The sequence below is a fragment of the Flintibacter hominis genome (assembly GCF_014287965.1).
Taxonomy (GTDB): domain Bacteria; phylum Bacillota; class Clostridia; order Oscillospirales; family Oscillospiraceae; genus Lawsonibacter; species Lawsonibacter aceti.
Map to the genome: position 1 here is coordinate 61,432 of NZ_JACOPO010000003.1, position 16,466 is coordinate 77,897.

15 protein-coding genes, 1 tRNA gene and 2 pseudogenes are annotated in these 16,466 nt (G+C 54.4%); 9 read left to right on the plus strand and 9 right to left on the minus strand.

All coding sequences use genetic code 11. The features are described from left to right. Together H8S11_RS05490 and H8S11_RS05495 are read left to right on the plus strand one after the other, a co-directional pair. Positions 1 to 1,353 (plus strand): sulfatase family protein, encoded by a 1,353-nt coding sequence (locus H8S11_RS05490; protein WP_147571194.1) that lies wholly within the window; start codon positions 1 to 3, stop codon positions 1,351 to 1,353. A gap of 13 nt (positions 1,354 to 1,366) precedes the next feature. Next, positions 1,367 to 2,470, plus strand: a complete 1,104-nt coding sequence (locus H8S11_RS05495; RefSeq protein ID WP_147571193.1) for a GntR family transcriptional regulator — start codon at positions 1,367 to 1,369, stop codon at positions 2,468 to 2,470. A gap of 50 nt (positions 2,471 to 2,520) precedes the next feature. On the opposite strand, the gene H8S11_RS05500 is transcribed toward H8S11_RS05495, so the two are convergent. From H8S11_RS05500 to H8S11_RS05525, 6 genes are all read right to left on the minus strand, one after another. Beyond that, complete coding sequence (locus H8S11_RS05500) at positions 2,521 to 3,639, minus strand: radical SAM/SPASM domain-containing protein (protein ID WP_147571192.1); 1,119 nt, start codon at positions 3,637 to 3,639, stop codon at positions 2,521 to 2,523. A gap of 2 nt (positions 3,640 to 3,641) precedes the next feature. Then, the gene (locus H8S11_RS05505; RefSeq protein ID WP_147571191.1) at positions 3,642 to 4,433 is read right to left on the minus strand and encodes a sulfite exporter TauE/SafE family protein; all 792 of its coding nucleotides are present in this window, start codon (positions 4,431 to 4,433) and stop codon (positions 3,642 to 3,644) included. Positions 4,434 to 4,604: 171 nt separating this feature from the next. Beyond that, entirely contained in the window at positions 4,605 to 5,003 is a 399-nt protein-coding gene (locus H8S11_RS05510) for a MerR family transcriptional regulator (RefSeq protein ID WP_147571190.1), read from the minus strand. A gap of 13 nt (positions 5,004 to 5,016) precedes the next feature. Next, positions 5,017 to 6,162, minus strand: a complete 1,146-nt coding sequence (locus H8S11_RS05515) for an aldo/keto reductase (RefSeq protein WP_147571189.1) — start codon at positions 6,160 to 6,162, stop codon at positions 5,017 to 5,019. A gap of 35 nt (positions 6,163 to 6,197) precedes the next feature. After that, on the minus strand, positions 6,198 to 6,935 hold the full coding sequence (locus H8S11_RS05520) for a carboxymuconolactone decarboxylase family protein (protein WP_186852478.1): 738 nt from the start codon (positions 6,933 to 6,935) through the stop codon (positions 6,198 to 6,200). A gap of 39 nt (positions 6,936 to 6,974) precedes the next feature. Beyond that, positions 6,975 to 7,391 (minus strand): cupin domain-containing protein, encoded by a 417-nt coding sequence (locus tag H8S11_RS05525; protein WP_186852479.1) that lies wholly within the window; start codon positions 7,389 to 7,391, stop codon positions 6,975 to 6,977. 158 nt (positions 7,392 to 7,549) lie between these two features. Between H8S11_RS05525 and H8S11_RS05530 the strand changes: the two genes are divergently transcribed. Next, positions 7,550 to 8,032: a MarR family winged helix-turn-helix transcriptional regulator gene (locus H8S11_RS05530; protein ID WP_186852480.1), complete on the plus strand. Its 483-nt coding sequence runs from the start codon at positions 7,550 to 7,552 to the stop codon at positions 8,030 to 8,032. Positions 8,033 to 8,097: 65 nt separating this feature from the next. Further along, on the plus strand, positions 8,098 to 9,357 hold the full coding sequence (locus H8S11_RS05535) for an MATE family efflux transporter (RefSeq protein WP_366460774.1): 1,260 nt from the start codon (positions 8,098 to 8,100) through the stop codon (positions 9,355 to 9,357). A 49-nt stretch (positions 9,358 to 9,406) separates the two neighbouring features. Here the strand turns inward: H8S11_RS05535 and H8S11_RS05540 are convergent, their stop codons facing one another. The 3 genes from H8S11_RS05540 to rsmA all read right to left on the minus strand — a co-directional run bounded on the left by H8S11_RS05540 (position 9,407) and on the right by rsmA (position 12,782). Beyond that, positions 9,407 to 10,069, minus strand: coding sequence for a YoaK family protein (locus H8S11_RS05540; RefSeq protein ID WP_186852482.1), 663 nt, complete (start codon positions 10,067 to 10,069; stop codon positions 9,407 to 9,409). Between the two features lie 71 nt (positions 10,070 to 10,140). Next, positions 10,141 to 11,748, minus strand: coding sequence for a phosphoenolpyruvate carboxykinase (ATP) (gene pckA / locus H8S11_RS05545; RefSeq protein WP_147571183.1), 1,608 nt, complete (start codon positions 11,746 to 11,748; stop codon positions 10,141 to 10,143). 167 nt (positions 11,749 to 11,915) lie between these two features. Then, entirely contained in the window at positions 11,916 to 12,782 is an 867-nt protein-coding gene (rsmA, locus tag H8S11_RS05550; RefSeq protein ID WP_186852483.1) for a 16S rRNA (adenine(1518)-N(6)/adenine(1519)-N(6))-dimethyltransferase RsmA, read from the minus strand. 242 nt (positions 12,783 to 13,024) lie between these two features. Here rsmA and H8S11_RS05555 point away from each other — a divergent pair. From H8S11_RS05555 to nagB, 5 genes and pseudogenes are all read left to right on the plus strand, one after another. Then, positions 13,025 to 13,115: transfer RNA gene (locus tag H8S11_RS05555), tRNA-Ser, on the plus strand. Between the two features lie 107 nt (positions 13,116 to 13,222). Continuing rightward, a complete protein-coding gene (locus tag H8S11_RS05560; protein WP_186852484.1) occupies positions 13,223 to 14,158 on the plus strand; it encodes a recombinase family protein in 936 nt (311 codons plus the stop codon). A 37-nt stretch (positions 14,159 to 14,195) separates the two neighbouring features. Next, positions 14,196 to 14,504 (plus strand): annotated as a pseudogene (locus tag H8S11_RS05565) (DNA cytosine methyltransferase); the annotation flags it as partial. A gap of 461 nt (positions 14,505 to 14,965) precedes the next feature. Then, positions 14,966 to 15,196: pseudogene (locus tag H8S11_RS05570) on the plus strand (transposase); the annotation flags it as partial. A 370-nt stretch (positions 15,197 to 15,566) separates the two neighbouring features. Then, positions 15,567 to 16,316 (plus strand): glucosamine-6-phosphate deaminase, encoded by a 750-nt coding sequence (gene nagB, locus H8S11_RS05575; RefSeq protein ID WP_186852486.1) that lies wholly within the window; start codon positions 15,567 to 15,569, stop codon positions 16,314 to 16,316. Positions 16,317 to 16,466 lie beyond the last annotated feature (150 nt).

Consider the following 16,466-nt stretch of genomic DNA (forward strand, 5'->3'; position numbering starts at 1 on the left):
ATGCCCAATAATATTATCTTTTACTTCACCGACCAGCAGCGCTGGGATACCTGCGGCTGTTTCGGCCAGCCTCTGGACATCACCCCCAATCTGGACAAACTGGCCCAGGAAGGCGTGAAGTTTGATAACGCCTTTTCCCCCCAGCCGGTGTGCGGCCCCTGCCGCGCCCTGTTCCAGACCGGAAAATATCCCACCGAGACGGGCTGCTTCCGCAACAACATCATGCTGCCCGCTGGCGTCAAGACTCTGGCAAACTACATCGAGGAGGCGGGATATGAGACCGCCTACATCGGCAAGTGGCACCTGGCCAGTGACGGCGAGCTGGAGAAGCCCCCCACGATTGACCACACCATCACTGCCATTCCCAAGGAGCTTCGGGGTGGATATACCGGATACTGGAGGGCCGCCGACGTGTTGGAGTTTACCTCCCACGGCTATGACGGCTATGTGTTCGACGAGAACAACAACCGTGTCGACTTCAAGGGCTACCGGGCCGACTGCATCAACAACATGGCGCTGGAGTTCTTTGACACCTATGACCGGAAAAAGCCCTTCTTTATGACCATCTCCCAAATCGAGCCCCACCACCAGAATGACCGCAAGCACTACGAGGGACCCGAGGGCTCCAAGGAGAAGTACAGGAACTTCGTCCTGCCCCACGATCTGGAGGTGCTCAAAGGCAACGCCGCGGAGGAGTACCCTGACTACCTGGGCCAGTGCGCCAGCCTGGACGAGAACCTGGGACGGCTGGTGGAGCGGCTGAAAAAGGAGGGGCTGTACGATAATACCGTCATCATCTTTGCCTCCGACCACGGCTCCCACTTCAAAACCCGAAACACCGACGGCCATCTCAACGGCTACGATGACTACAAGCGATCCTGCCATGACGGCGCCCTCCATGTGCCCCTGGTCATCGCCGGCGGCCCCTTCAAGGGCGGTGTAGCGGTGGAGGAGCTGGTGTCCACCGAAAGCCTGCCCAAGACCATTCTGGCCCTAGCTGGTGTAGACGTGGGCGATGAGATGATCGGAGAGAACCTCCTTGACGTAGTGGAGAAAAAGGACGATAATAGACCTAACCAGGTGTTCGCCCAGATTTCGGAGAGCCGGGTGGGCCGCTGCGTCCGTACGGCCAATTATCTCTACTCTGTCTATGCCCCCGGTGTCAACGGCGGCGAGGCGGCAGCCTCTGACCTCTACGCGGACGACTTCCTCTATGATCTGAAGGTCGATCCCTGGCAGTTGAACAACGTGGTAGCCGATCCCTCCTATGCCCAGGTGAAGGAGGATATGCGTGCCCGCCTGGCGGACTGGATCGAGCGGGCGGAGGGGACCCGGCCGGCCATTGTTGACTGAGGAGGGAATTTCCTTGGCAGGCGCCGATAAAAAGTCGGAGCAGGTCTACCGCTGGTTGCTGGCCTATATTGATGAAAACAAGTTTTCCGGCAATTTGAAGCTTCCCTCGGAGAACGCCCTGTGCCGCCGGCTGGACATCAGCCGGGAGACGGCCAGGTCCGCCCTGGCCCGTATGGACCAGGAGGGACTGATCCGCCGGGTAAAGGGCAGTGGTACTTACATCAATAAGGAGGCCGCCCTGTCAAGAGAACTGGATGTGGGATCCACCGCCCAAAAGATTGGACTGATCCTTCAGGGGCAGGATTCCAACGCCAATTCCGGTCTGCTGGAAGGGGTAAAGAGCGTGCTCCCCGCTGACCGGGTGGATCTGCGGGTGTTCTTTACAGACAACAAGTTTTCCACGGAACGGCGCTGCTTACAGACAGTGGTGCACCAGCATTTTGATGGCTTTATTATCGACGGTGTAAAGGCCAGTCTGCTCAACCCAAATCTGGACTGCTATCAGGAAATTTATCGCCGGCGCATCCCGGTCATCTTCTATAACAACTATTATAAAAATCTGCACTATCCCCGGGTCATCGTCAACGACATGGAGTGCGCTGACCGGCTGATTGGGCTTTTGGTACAGGCGGGACACCGGCAGATTGCGGGTATTTTCGTCTATGACAACTATCAGAGCATTGAGAAATTCCAGGGAACCACCGCCGCCCTGATCAAGCGGGGGGTGGATTACCAGGACGACTATATCAAGTGGTGCGTGTCTAACGAGGCCCACGATCCCCGTTTTGCCCGCTCCATTGACCGCTTTCTGCGGAGCCTGCCCAAGTATACTGCGGTGGTATGCTGCAACTATATGATCTACCGCCTGGTGCGCCAGGTGTTGGAGGAGCAGGGAAGGCGGGTTCCTGAGGACTGTTCCTTGGTCTGCTTTGACTACTCTGGGAATGACTGGGAAGCAGAGGGGATCACCTGCTCTGTCCATCAGGGTAGGAAGGTGGGCCAACTGGTGGCTACCCGCCTGATGACCATGATTGAGCGCCGGGACTGTGACGACAAAAATTATACCTATGTGATGAAACCCAAAATCTACATCGGCACCTCCATTCGGGAACTTTGAAACAAAAAAGCCCTGAGCAGTCCAGACAGGACCGCTCAGGGCTTTTTTGTTTATTTAGATAGAATGGCTCCCGCGGCCTGCCGAAGCCGGGGGAGGGCGTAGTCCAGGAAGGCGTGGAAGGCAGGGCAGTAGTAGTTTGCTCTGTCCAGTCCAAGTCCAGTCCAATCCCGGGGACACCCGCCCCGGCAGAGGGAGAGGTGGGGACAGCCAAGGCAGTCTCGGGGCCGGCGGCGGCCCTCATCCAGAAAGGCCAGGGCTCTCGGACTCTGGACGGCCTCTTCTACAGACATTTGGTGGATATTGCCCAGATACCACTGGTCCAGCACAAAGAAGTCGCAGGGATAGAGGCCGCCGTCCCCCTCCACGACCAAGTAGCTTCCGCAAGCACCAGAGGAGGCACAGGTGCTGGGGGGCATCCCGGCCAGGATGCGGAGATAGTCGTCAAAGAGACGGATGCTCACATAGTGGCCTCGCTGCAAATCCAGATACCAGCAGTCAAACAGGTCTCGAAGAAACTGACTGTACCGCTGGGGGGTCAGAGACCAGGGCATACACCCACGTTCCCCCTCCAGGGGGTCCAGGCAGGGGATGAACTGAAGGGCATGGCTGCCCAGCTTGTTCAGAGAATGATACACCTTTTGGGCGCTGCGGGCCAGAGGACCTGTAATGACGCACAGAAGGTTGGTTTCCACACCGGCCTTGTCCAAAAGGGCCAGGGAACGGGTCGCCCGGTCCCAGCTTCCCCGGCCCTGGGCGTCCACCCGGAAGCGGTCGTGGATCTCCCGGCTTCCATCCAGAGACAGGCCTACCAGAAACCGATTTTCCTGAAAAAACCGGACCCAGTCTCCATCCAGCGCCATTCCGTTGGTCTGGATGGAGTGGCTGATTTGGATTGTAGAAGGGCAGAGCTCCCGCTCCAAAGCGATAAAACTTTGGAAAAAGTCCAGACCAGCCAGCGTGGGTTCGCCGCCCTGGAAGGTGATTTGGAGGGAGCCATGAGGACCTGCCGCCTGTATGCCAGACTCCAGGAGCCGGTGCGCGGTTTCCAGTGACATAACGCCCATGCTCTTGACGGACCGAAGGGCAGAAATGTCCTCATAAAAGCAGTAGCGGCATCGCATCCCGCACAGGCTGGAGGCGGGCTTGACTAAGAAAGTGAGATTTCCCATGCTCACCCCCCAATCAGGTTGCGGGCGATATTGAACAGGGCAATGGCCAGCACCAGGAGCTGAACGCAGTTGAAGGCCCGCTCGACTCCCGCCTCGGAGAACCGCTTGCTCAAGCTGGCGCCGAGAAAGCCGCCGGCGATGGCGCCCACCACCATGACCGGAGCGACAGACAGGTCATATACCAGAAACCCGGTAGAAAGGGCCACCGTGACCAGCTTGGAGATCTGGGCAAAAAGAATGGTCATCAGAGAGCAGACAGTGGCCATTTTCGTGCTGACAGAGTATAGGTAGATGATAAGGGCTACGTTGATCGGGCCGCCGCCGATCCCTAGAAAAGAGGAACAGATGCCGAGAAAGCAGCCGGCCGCCAGGGATACCGGGACCCCGGAGAGCTGGAGCCCCCGGATATTCGCCTTATGCTTCATATAGAGGTAGACACACAGGATGAGGACGGCCAGCAGTCCGTTCTGGACTACGGTGACCAAGCCCTGGGCCTGAACGCCGGATACGATGGCGCTCAACATCCACTGTCCGATGTAGCCGCCCACCACAGAACCAAGAGAGAGGGGAATGGCAATTTGAAAGGGAATCTGTACCTTGGCCAGCATCTGCTTTCCAATGGAAACAGCGGACATGGAGAAGACCGTGATGGAGGACAAGACACCGATGGTCTCCACATCGAAGTGGTGCATCACATCCATCAGCGGCTTGATGATAACTCCGCCTCCCATCCCCGTGAGGGAGCCCACTGTGGTAGCGCCGATGGCGATCAAAAAATATAGTATGTACTGCATAGAAATTACCTCCCGGTCCGCTTCCATCTCCAGAAGAGAACGTGCTTTGCTCTCATTATAGCATATTCCAGAGGAAATGGACAAAAGAATTCCGTGGGAGGCCGGAGGGCGATTAATAAAATACAGGGGAAGGCACCCGGTCAATAAGCCGGGCGCCTTTTATGGACAGTTTTACATCTGGCGCTCCGTATGGAGTCGCTGGAGCAGGCGCTCCTGGGACATCAGCCCCTGCTCATAACGCTGGATTTTGTCATTCAGCCGGTCCAGCGAGGCCTGCATATCCGCCATGCGGGCCACCAGCCGATCCCGCTGGTCCATCAGCAGAGCCTTTCGGGCATCCAGAGTGGCGTCTCCCTGCTGAAATAGGTCCACATACTTGATAAGAGCCTCGATCTGTACCCCGGCCGAACGCATACACTTCATCAGCTCGATCCAGCCGCAGGACTCCTGGTCATAGTCACGGATGCCGCCCTTGTTCCGGGGGACCGGAGGAATGAGTCCGATACGCTCGTAGTACCGCAGGGTATCGGCAGAGATACCATATTGTCTGCTCACTTCGGCAATGGTCATGGAACAGTCCTCCTTACAGTCCAAACAGAGCGGCGGCGTCCGCCATATTTCGGATGATAGGGACGCCAAAGGGACAGCGATTCTCACAGGCGCCGCAGGCGATACACGCCCCAGCGTGGCTGGGGAGGCCCATATAATGCTCCCGCACCGTTTCCGGAATCTGGCCCTGCGCCTTGGCAAGATTGAAAAACTTGGTGACGGAGGCCACGTCAATCCCCTTAGGGCAGGGAGCGCAGTGACCGCAGTACATACAGTGTCCCTTCCAACTGATCTTAGGCAGGGAGGCAAAGGCGGCGGCATAGTCCTTTTCCTCTTCGCTGGCCTGCTCATAGTCCAAACAAACACGCAGTTCCTCCAGAGTTCGGGCCCCTGACATGACTGAGGCCACACCGGGGCGGGTCAGGGCATAGTGGAGGCACTGAAAGGGGGTAAGAGCCTTTCCGGCAGGGGAATACTGACTGAGCAGGTCGCCGCCCCCAAAAGCCTTCATCACGGTGATGCCCACTCCCTGCCTCTGGCAGCTCTCATAGAGGGCCTGGCGCTGTGGGTCCATGTTGACTAGGTCTTTTTCATAGTTTTTCTCCGCCCACAACTCCTCTACATCCTCGCTGGCGGGCTGCAGATCGTAGCAGGGATTGACACTGAACATGAGCACGTCGATAAGACCGCTGCCCACTGCCGCCTGGGCTACTTGGGGGTTGTGGCTGGACAGACCGATGCAGCCGATGCGGCCCGCCGCCTTCAGCTGCTGGGCATAGGCCATGACCGGCCCAGACTGGACCGCCTCCCAGTCAGAGAGAGAATCCACATAGTGGACCATGCCGATCTCCACATGGTCCGTTTCCAGGCGGTGGAGCTGATCCTCAAAGCTCTCGCGCACCTCGTCGATGTTCCTGGTCCGCTTGTATTGACCGTTCTTCCAGATGGTGCACAGGTGGGCCTGAAGGACAAACTTGTTGCGGCGCCCCCGGAGGGCGCGACCCAGGTTAGACCTCATATCCGGGTCAGGGGAGTAGAGGTCGATGCAGTTGATGCCGCTCTCCTCCATCTGGTCAATAAATTCCTTCACGGTTGTATAGGGCTTGTCTACCAGCCCCTCGCAGCCCATGCCAATCTCACTGACCCGAAGGCCAGTGCGGCCCAGTATGCGGTATTTCATGTTGTAGTTCTCCTGTTCTTTTATTTTGTAGCTGCCTAATCAATGCAGGTAAGGGCGTTGAGACTCCTAGGATAGCCAATATAGGGCAGACATTGGGAGATCACCCGGATTAGAAGGGGCTTATCATTTCCCAGCCGCAGATTAGCGGCGGCGTGGCTAGTGAGCTGAGGTTCACAGCCACCTTGGGCGGCCAGAAAGCAGAAGGTGATAAGCTCTCGGTCCCGGTAATCCAGCCCGCCGCGGGTATAATAATCGCCAAAGCAGTTGCCGGCCAGCCAGCGGTTGATGTGGCGGCTTTCCTGGGGCCCGCTATTTTGAAAGCCACGCATATGTGTCCCAAAAATATCCACTTGGGCCTGATTGCCTGCTTCCAGACGGCTGTCGGGATCAGTGGTGCCCTGCTCCTCCAGGGGCAGAGGGACACCGGCAGCGGTGAGAGCCTCATTGACGGCCTTCAAAAAAGGGAGCACCCGCCCCAGACCCAGATAGGCGGTTCCCTGGTAGACTAGTTCTTTCAGTTCCACTGGAGAGAGGCCGGAACGAAGAGCGGCAGGGGCCATGGCCTGAAAACAGTCTAGTCCCTGGCACCCCATGAGGGCAGCCAGAACAGTCAAAAAGTGGGTCCGGTCGTCTAGCTTTGTCTGGCTTGGTACCTCATCCAGCGCAAAATCCAGAAACAGACGGGTAAATTCTGGGTCGGAGTCAGCCAGGGGAGGCGGAAAATCTCCAAACATCCGAGTATAATTTTTTTGGGCGGTTTCAGACAGCGGCATAGGTGATCTCCTCCTTGTATTGCCATGAAGAACTGATTGTCAGGGCAGCAGGTCATACTGGCTCTGATCCACCGGCTCCAACCACTGATTGTAGGTATCCTGTCCAGGAACTTCTACCGCCAGGTGGACGAACAAACTGTTTTTGGCTGCGCCATGCCAGTGCTTGACGCCTGCGGGGATATGGACCACATCACCAGCATGGAGTTCTCTGGGTTCCTGGCCCCACTCCTGATACCAGCCCCGGCCTCCGGTACATAGCAGGATCTGACCACCACTCTGGGAAGCTTGGTGGATGTGCCAGTTATTGCGGCAGCCTGGTTCAAAGGTGACGTTGCCGATGACTACGCCTTGGAGAGACAGTATGTTCAGATAGCTTCGTCCAACAAAATACTGGGCAAAGTCGGTGTTTTCCTCTCCGCGTGCGAAGATTACAGAATTAGACAAACCATGTTTCATTTGGCAGACCTCACAGTGTAGTTTGATTGCTCCTACTGTATACACTGGAGTATACTCCAAGTCAAGCGTTTTTTTAAAATATCCTAAAAAAGAGATTGACAATAGTCTGAATTCAGACTATACTAAAAAAGTCTGAATTCGGACCTTTGGAGGGAACTATGAAAGAGTTGACGTTTAGCCAATTCAATCGAGAGCTCAATCGTATGTATAAGGAATGTAACGAGTTTTATCACGCCTTGGCTAAACACTTCGGGCTGTCGGACAGCGCGTTCTGGATCCTCTATACATTGCGTGAGGAGGGACGGCCCCTGTCTGCCACTGATCTGTGGGGTGCGCTGTTTTTAAGCAAGCAGACCATACATTCCGGGGTGAGAAGTCTGGAGGAGCGGGGCTTGCTTAAGCTGAGAAGCTCGTCAGAGGATAAGCGCAACAAGGAGATCTGCTTAACAGAAAAGGGAGAGGCGTTTTCACAGGAAAGTGTAGACCAAGTAGTTGCCTTTGAGGAAAAGGCATTCCTGGACTTGGGAGCTGGAGAGCGCCTGTCCAGAATCCAAGCCGAGCGGCATTACCTGGACGCCCTGTGGGAAGCCGCACGCCCCCTTTTTAAACGGGAAGGCCCAGAGGGGATATGGCAAAGATGAAGATCAAATTATCGGATCATTTCACATATGGAAAGTTGCTGCGCTTTACATTCCCTTCCGTAGTGATGATGGTATTCACATCTCTTTACAGTGTGGTGGACGGTCTATTCGTTGCCAATTTGGTGGGGGATTTGGCCCTGTCGGCGGTTAATATCATCTTTCCAGTGGCGATGATTATTGGGGCCTTTGGCTTCATGCTGGGAACGGGTGGCAGCGCCATTGTGGCCAGGACGCTTGGGGAGAAGAAAAAGGAGCTGGCCGACCGCTACTTTTCTATGTTTATCCTCTGTGTGGCTATATTGGGGGCGGCCCTCTCAGTTGTGTGCGTGATATTGGTGGAGCCAATCTCACGGCTGGCCGGGGCCAGCGACCTTTTGATCGGGGACTGCGTCATTTATGGCCGCATCCTGCTGGCGGGCAGTGTACCCTTTATGCTCCAGACTAGCTTTCAGAGTTTTCTTGTAGTAGCGGAGAAACCCCATGTGGGCCTGATGTTCTCAATAGCCTCCGGGCTGACCAACATCGTGTTGGACTATGTATTTATTGCGCTGTTTGATATGGGGATAGCCGGAGCGGGGCTTGCCACCGTGCTGGGATACTGTGTAGGTGGGCTGCTCCCCGTTGCCTGTTTCCTGAGGGGTGGAGAGAAGGAGCTCCGCCTGGTCCCTACCGCCCTCTATCCTAAAGCTCTGTGGGATGCTTGCATTAACGGATCCTCTGAGCTGATGAGCAATATATCTGCATCGGTAGTAGGGATTCTCTATAATATCCAGCTTATGCGCCTGGTAGGGGAGATGGGAGTGGCCGCTTACTCCGTGATGATGTATGTGGATTTCATATTTATTGCTGTTTTTCTGGGATACTCCATTGGCTGTGCCCCCGTCGTGAGTTACCACTTTGGCGCCGGAGATTCCGTAGAGCTGAAGGGAATCTGCCGAAGGAATCTAATGATGATTGGAATCACGTCGGCTGCGATGGTGGCAGTGTCTGAGCTGGCCAGTGCGCCCCTTGCCGCCGCCTTTGTGGGCTTCGATGCGGAGCTGTATAAGATGACAGTGCATGGATTCCGTCTGTTTGCGCTGTGTTATATTTTCTGCGGGCTGAATATCTACGCCTCCGCCTTTTTCACAGCCCTGTGCAACGGAGCGGTCTCCGCGTTTATCTCCTTTATGCGGTCCTTCCTCCTACGGGGAGGTATGGTATTGGTGATGCCATTGATCTTCGGTATCGACGGTATCTGGAGCGCTGTTGTGGCGGCGGAAGGCATAGGAGCGGTCATCTCCGTGACCCTGTTGCTGGCAAAGCGAAAGAGCTATGGGTATTGAATAAAAAAGAGGTGTGGATACCAAAAGATATCCACACCTCTTTTGATTATTACTGTGGTTCGCGGAGCATCAGCAGAAAGGCGAGGGACAGGGGGAGACAGGCCAACAGGATCGAGCGTCCAGCCAACAGGTCGGCGCACAGGCCACCCACAAGAGCGCCCAACACAAAGAGGAGGATGACAGAGTAATAATCCTGGGCTCCACGGCCTGCCCGTTCCTCTCGAAGGAACAGGCAGCGATACAACTTCTCTGTGCCGCTGCGCAAGTTTCCAGTGCACATGGTGGTGGAAAATGGGTTGCCCTCAAATTTGCGGAAGCTCTCGATCTGCATGGCGCTGACAAAGGAGACAATCACGTTGGCCAGCCAATCCAGCGGTCCCACAGGCAAAAGGGAGACCAGAAGCAGCCCGCCGCACTCCACAACCAGCACCAACTGCCGCCAGTGGGGAAGGCCGGGCAGGGGAGTGAAGTGAGAGCGGAGCCACTCGGTCAGCAGGACGCCCAGTGCAAAGGACATGATAGGCCAGAGATAGTAGAGGGCGCGTCCCCAATTACGCTGTGCCAGCTGAATGCCCAGCAGTACCAGATTGCCTGTTTCCGCGTTGGCAAAGACCTGCCCCCGGCACAAGTAGGTGTAGGCGTCCATCATTCCACCGGCAAAGGCCAATAGTAGACCATTGGCAAGGGATTCAGAGGGTTGAAGGTGCTTCATCGTTGACTCCCTTCTCTAGAGCAGGAAAATCGCGCCCCTAGACAGGGGCGCGATTTTAGTCCGCGGAGTGCTTACTCGGCCTTAGGGCCGGCGGCTACCAGGGCCTTGCCGGCCTCGTTGGTGGTGTATTTGGTGAAGTTCTTCACGAAGCGGGAAGCCAGATCCTTGGCCTTGGTCTCCCACTCGCTGGGATCGGAATAGGTGTCCCGGGGATCCAGAATAGCGGGGTCCACGCCAGGCAGGGAGGTGGGCACCTCGAAGTTGAAATAGGGGATGGTCTTGGTATCGGCCTTCAGAATAGAGCCGTCCAAAATGGCGTCGATGATACCGCGGGTGTCCTTGATGGAGATACGCTTGCCAGTGCCATTCCAGCCAGTGTTGACCAGGTAGGCCTTGGCGCCGGACTTCTTCATTTTCTTCACCAGCTCCTCACCGTACTTGGTGGGGTGAAGCTCCAGGAAGGCCTGGCCGAAGCAGGCGGAGAAGGTGGGAGTGGGTTCGGTGATGCCCCGCTCTGTGCCGGCCAGCTTGGAGGTGAAGCCGGACAGGAAGTAATACTGGGTCTGCTCCGGGGTCAGGATGGACACGGGGGGCAGCACACCGAAGGCGTCGGCGGACAGGAAGATGACGTTCTTGGCGTCGGGGCCCTTGGACTTGGGACGCACGATCTTCTCAATGTGGTCGATGGGGTAGGACACGCGGGTATTTTCGGTGACGGACTTATCCGCAAAGTCGATTTTGCCGTCCTTGTCAACGGTGACGTTCTCCAACAGGGCGTTGCGCTTGATGGCATTGTAGATGTCAGGCTCGGCGTCCTTGTCCAGATTGATGACCTTGGCGTAGCAGCCGCCCTCGAAGTTGAACACACCTTCGTCGTCCCAGCCGTGCTCGTCATCGCCGATGAGCAGGCGCTTGGGATCGGTGGACAGAGTAGTCTTGCCAGTGCCGGACAGGCCGAAGAACAGGGCGGTATTTTCGCCGTTCATGTCGGTATTGGCGGAGCAGTGCATGGAGGCCATGCCGTTGAGGGGCAGGTAATAGTTCATCATGGAGAACATGCCCTTCTTCATCTCGCCGCCGTACCAGGTGTTCAGGATGACCTGCTCGCGCTCAGTGAGGTTGAAAATGGCGGCAGTCTCAGAGTTCAGACCCAGCTCCTTATAGTTCTCCACCTTGGCCTTAGCGGCGTTATAGGAGATAAAATCAGGCTCAAAGTTCTCCAGCTCCTCAGCGGTGGGGGCGATGAACATGTTTTTAACAAAATGGGCCTGCCAGGCTACCTCCATGATGAAGCGGATGGCCATGCGGGAGTCGTGGTTGGTACCGCAGAACACGTCCATGACATACAGCTTCTTGTTGGACAGCTGCTGGATGGCCAGACGCTTGCACTCGTCCCAGGCCTCCTTGGAGGCGGGCTTGTTGTCGTTCTTGAACTCGTCAGAGGTCCACCACACGGTATCCCTGGAAACATCGTCCATGACGATGAACTTGTCCTTGGGGGAGCGGCCAGTGTAGATGCCAGTCATGACGTTAACGGCGTCCAGCTCAGTCAACTGGCCCACGTCATAGCCCTCCAGCCCGGGCTTCATCTCTTCCTCGAATAAGGTTTCATAGGAGGGATTGTGGAGGATCTCAGTGGTGCCGGTGATGCCATATTTGCTCAGATCAATAGTTGCCATGTTTGTGACCTCTTTTCTGAAATGATCTTCCTGCACAGGGCGGCAGGGAATAGCTTAAAATCGATATAATCATACACGCTGAAAGGAATAAAGTCAATGTTATTGGTGACGACAATTTAGTTATAGGTCTTATTGCTTTTTGGAAAATAAAGGAGCCCTTGCCCGAGCTAAGGCCTGATATCCCGCTGCCTTAGGGCCTTTGACAGGGCTGCGAACTGGGGAATGGACAGCCGTTCTCCCCGGACATCAGCGGGGAGATCGCAGCTTAAGATGGCGCTTAATAGCTGTTCTTTGGAAAAATTAGAACGGAAGGTGCCGCTTAACCCATTTAGCAGGGTTTTTCTCCGCTGGGCAAAGGCGGCCTTTACCACGCGGAAGAAGTGGTCCGGGTCATCCACCTCATCGGGCGGATCCTTGGGAGTGAGACGGAGGACGGAGGAGGTCACCTTGGGTGCGGGGAGGAAACAGTCCGGGGGGACATCAAAAAGCAGTTCCGTCTCGGCGTGATACTGACAATAGACGGAAAAGGCGCCGTAATCTCCACTGCCCGGAGTGGCACAGATGCGCCGAGCCACCTCCCGCTGAATCATGATAGTGATCGAGGAGAAGCAGCCCGCATCCAGAAGGGCGGTGATGGCAGGAGTGGTAATGTTATAGGGCAGGTTGGCACAGGCGATGGGCTCCAGCCCCTGGAATCGCTCCCGGACCAGGGACGGAATGTCCAGCTTCAGGATATCACCGGAGACAATCTCCACATTGTCCCTGTCCCCCAGAGTTTCTGTCAGGATAGGGAGAAGGGAGCGGTCCAACTCCACGGAAACCACCTGGTCGGCCAGCAGGGACAACTCCCGGGTGAGAGGGCCGATGCCTGGACCGATTTCCAGCACCCCTTTACCGGAGCCGGCGCCAGAAGAACAGGCGATATCCCGCGGTACCCACGGCTGGATCAAAAAATTTTGTCCCATGGATTTGGAAAAACGGAAGCCGTGCCGGGCCAGCAGGGCTTTGATCTGGTCGATGTCGCACAGATTCATGATGTGCTCCTTCCTGGATCGATATTCTGAATTCCAATAAAAATATAAAAGGAAAGAGAGCCATAGTCAAGAGGCACAGGGGCTTGGAATAGAGACGTTTTTTGATCTGGAGCTCTATCCGAGAAAAAACGAGAAAAATTTTCGAAAAGGGGTTGACGGAACGAAAAAAACTGGTATAATACAATACGCTGTCGTTGTGACTGTCGACAGCAGGGAATGTAGTAGATTTCCCTTTCAGCTATGGAGTAGTATCGAAGTGGTCATAACGAGCACGACTGGAAATCGTGTAGCCGCTAACACGGCTCGAGGGTTCGAATCCCTCCTACTCCGCCAAGTTAAAAGCTACATTTTAGTCTTGGGAGTAAGACTGAAATGTAGCTTTTTCTATTGTAAAACCTCCGTGATATACTGCTGGTCAGTGGTATCATGGAGGTTTTGCTATGTCTGGCTATGTGATTGAGATTCCACAGGAGAAAGAGAACGGTTCTATCTGGAGTCAGCAATTAAGAGTCGCTGCTTATTGTCGGGTCAGCACCCCTTACGAAGAACAACAGCAAAGTTTGGAAAAGCAAATTGAGTACTTTACACGATACATCAAGAGAAATCCCTTTTGGAGGTTTGTCGCTGTGTATGCGGACAATGCCTCCGGGCTCCACGCGAAGAATCGGCCCGGATACCAAAAGATGCTGAGAGATTGTAGAAAAGGAAAAATCAATTTGATCCTTGTGAAATCTCTGAGCCGCTTCGGAAGAGATGCAAAAGAAACCATGACTACGATCAGGAGATTGAAGCAAATGGGTATTGGAGTGTATATTGAACTGGGCGGGATCCATACACTGACATCTCCGGACAGTGTCGTTGATCTGTATACCACGTTTAATCAAGCAGAGAGCCAGAACAAAAGCGACAATATCAAGTTCGGTTTGCGTCAGCGGATGAAAAGCGGGAAAACTATACTGAACCATTCTCAATTTCTTGGCTATACAAAAGGACCAGACGGTATATTGCGGGTGGTCCCGGAGGAGGCGGAGATCGTACGGAAGATATTTGATCTCTATGTGCAGGGGAACGGTGTACGGAAGATCAAACGCTACCTGGAAGAACACGGGATCAAAACCGTGACAGGGAAGAGGGAGTGGAGCACCTCCACCATCGATCGGATGTTGAGTAACGAGAAGTACATCGGGCAGGTGCTGATGCAGAAAAGCTATACGCCGGATTTCCTGACCGGAAAGCAAGTCAAAAACGATGGGCAGTTGGATATGTACCTGGTAGAGGATGCTCATGAGGCTATCATTGACCAGGAGACTTTTGATCGGGTACAGAAAATGGAAGGCCAAAGGAAACATATAGTCCAAATGGAACAAATACTTTGACAGAGTACCGATTCGGTAGGTCAGCGATTCTCTTTTTACAGAAATGATACGTTTTGGTAAATTATTTTCTCCGAAATGTATTGTAATAGAAAATGTGCCAAATCTGCTTAAAGCAAAAACCGAAAATGGTGACAAGGTTATTGATATAATTGTATCAGAGCTAGAAATGATTGGATATCATGTTGACTATGACATTTTGGAAGCAACTTCATTTGGAGTTCCTCAAATAAGAAAAAGATTGGTGGTAGTAGCCAGCAAATCTAAGTTGAACCAACCATTTCCTTTGCCTACTCACACATGCGAAGGTCAGAATACATCTTTACTAAAAACTCCAACATCTATTTGAAACTGTAAGGAACCACTTGACATCTGACTGGGAAGGCGGCATTAAATTTGGATTAGAGAGAGGATATTTAGTGTAATACAAATCTTACGTCGCTTTTCCGGATGTACGATATATAATTGACAGATAGTAGACGAGGGACGAGAGCTTCCATATTACGCCCTGTCTGCTGATAAAACCAGTCCTGCGCTTGCAGCTTCACGCCACGTAATCACAGCCCTGTTTTCCTGCCGCTTCAAACGCCTTTGCCCTCCCCGGCGGCAACGGCATTTTCACGGCAACGCCGACAGAGCGTATAACACACTACACTTTGCAAGAAGAGTCGTGTGCCAAGGGGCAAGCCCCTTTGGAAACTCCGGACAACAAAACAGGCGGTATGCTGCCCTCGGGAGCATACCGCCGTTTGTTGTTGGCAGCCCGTTTCACGGTCTGTTTTCGCCCTTTGTAAAGTTTGGCGTATCGTATTTATGGAGTATCTGAAAGAGAAGAGCAGCACAATGCTGTATGAGCAATTCGGCGAGTTGAAATACAAGTACCGGAACCGAGAATTTTGGTGCAGAGGATGGTACTATGTGGATACAGTAGGGAAAAATGAGAGCCGAATTGCAGAGTACATGAAGAATCAGCTAAAAGAGGACGGGATGGGAGAGCAACTGAGAATCCCATGTAGCAGCCCGTTTACGGGCGGCAAGTAACAGTCCTCACGCAGATGGCAGACCGTATTACGCGTTGCACGCGTCCGCGAGGAACAGAGGGCTATGCCTGCATAGTGACAACCACCATCGAAGCTGGTGGTTATGTGCATTATGCCTAGGGTAAAAAAGACGTCATCCGCCCGCTCACGTTGCTACTCCTTGCTTTAAATGGGGACAATTTTTATTTCCTGCCCGAAAATCAGCCGGTCTGCTAACCTGTGAGAACGCTGTTTTTTCGATTGATATGGATTGAAAAACAGCGATGGTAATGGTATGATAAAACTGCTGTGAGATAAGGTCCTATCTGCCCTAAAGAGGACAGATGATATATGGGGCTTGGAGCAGCCCATTTGAAATGGAGGAGTTATTTATGAGGATTTATCAGTGCGCCGACTATTCGTCTATGAGCCGCAAGGCGGCCAGTATAATAGCCGCCCAGATCCAGCTAAAGCCGGACTGTGTCCTGGGTCTGGCCACCGGGTCCACGCCGGTCGGTGCCTATGAGCAACTGGTACGGTGGTATCAGGATGGGGAGTTGTCCTTTGCCGAGGTAAAGACGGCCAACCTGGATGAGTATTATGGCCTGGCCCCGGAGCACGACCAGAGCTACCGCTATTTTATGCAGAAAAACCTGTTCGACCATGTGGACATTAAGGCGGAGAATACCCATGTACCCAACGGGCTGGCCGGGGACCCTGAGAAAGAGGGGGCCGGATATGACCATATGATCCGGGCGCTGGGGGGGATTGACCTTCAACTGCTGGGCCTGGGCCATAATGGGCATATTGGCTTTAATGAGCCCGCGGACTGCTATCCCGTGGGGACCCACCTGGTAGACCTCGCCGCCAGTACAATCGAGGCGAATAAGCGATTTTTTGCCAGCGAAGCCGATGTGCCCCGGCAGGCCCTCACCATGGGTATCGGCACCATTATGAACGCCAGGAGCATCCTGCTGGTGGTCAATGGAGCCGCCAAGGCGGATATTGTGCGGGCTGCCTTCCAGGGGCCTGTGGTGCCTCAGGTCCCGGCCTCGGTGCTCCAACTGCATCCTAATGTAGTGCTGGTAGGGGACAGGGGAGCTTTAAGCAAGCTGGACCTGGAGAAGACAGAGCTGAAGTGAGGGACGGGATGTTTCCTTCCCTTATTACTTGTACTGTCTGCCACACCAGTGATAAGAGAGGATGCCAGCGCCTTCAACCTGATATCTAGTCTAACTGGCTCGGACCGCCCTCTGGGCGGCCCGAGCTTTTTCCAGATGAAGAAGTTGGAC

Bases quoted from the DNA above. Each gene is read 5' to 3' on its own strand.
- H8S11_RS05490 (WP_147571194.1), top strand. From the start codon at position 1: ATGCCCAATAATATTATCTTTTACTTCACCGACCAGCAGCGCTGGGAT.
- H8S11_RS05500 (WP_147571192.1), bottom strand. From the start codon at position 3,639: ATGGGAAATCTCACTTTCTTAGTCAAGCCCGCCTCCAGCCTGTGCGGG.
- H8S11_RS05505 (WP_147571191.1), bottom strand. From the start codon at position 4,433: ATGCAGTACATACTATATTTTTTGATCGCCATCGGCGCTACCACAGTG.
- H8S11_RS05510 (WP_147571190.1), bottom strand. From the start codon at position 5,003: ATGACCATTGCCGAAGTGAGCAGACAATATGGTATCTCTGCCGATACC.
- H8S11_RS05515 (WP_147571189.1), bottom strand. From the start codon at position 6,162: ATGAAATACCGCATACTGGGCCGCACTGGCCTTCGGGTCAGTGAGATT.
- H8S11_RS05520 (WP_186852478.1), bottom strand. From the start codon at position 6,935: ATGCCGCTGTCTGAAACCGCCCAAAAAAATTATACTCGGATGTTTGGA.
- H8S11_RS05525 (WP_186852479.1), bottom strand. From the start codon at position 7,391: ATGAAACATGGTTTGTCTAATTCTGTAATCTTCGCACGCGGAGAGGAA.
- H8S11_RS05530 (WP_186852480.1), top strand. From the start codon at position 7,550: ATGAAAGAGTTGACGTTTAGCCAATTCAATCGAGAGCTCAATCGTATG.
- H8S11_RS05535 (WP_366460774.1), top strand. From the start codon at position 8,098: ATGATGGTATTCACATCTCTTTACAGTGTGGTGGACGGTCTATTCGTT.
- H8S11_RS05540 (WP_186852482.1), bottom strand. From the start codon at position 10,069: ATGAAGCACCTTCAACCCTCTGAATCCCTTGCCAATGGTCTACTATTG.
- pckA (WP_147571183.1), bottom strand. From the start codon at position 11,748: ATGGCAACTATTGATCTGAGCAAATATGGCATCACCGGCACCACTGAG.
- rsmA (WP_186852483.1), bottom strand. From the start codon at position 12,782: ATGAATCTGTGCGACATCGACCAGATCAAAGCCCTGCTGGCCCGGCAC.
- H8S11_RS05560 (WP_186852484.1), top strand. From the start codon at position 13,223: ATGTCTGGCTATGTGATTGAGATTCCACAGGAGAAAGAGAACGGTTCT.
- nagB (WP_186852486.1), top strand. From the start codon at position 15,567: ATGAGGATTTATCAGTGCGCCGACTATTCGTCTATGAGCCGCAAGGCG.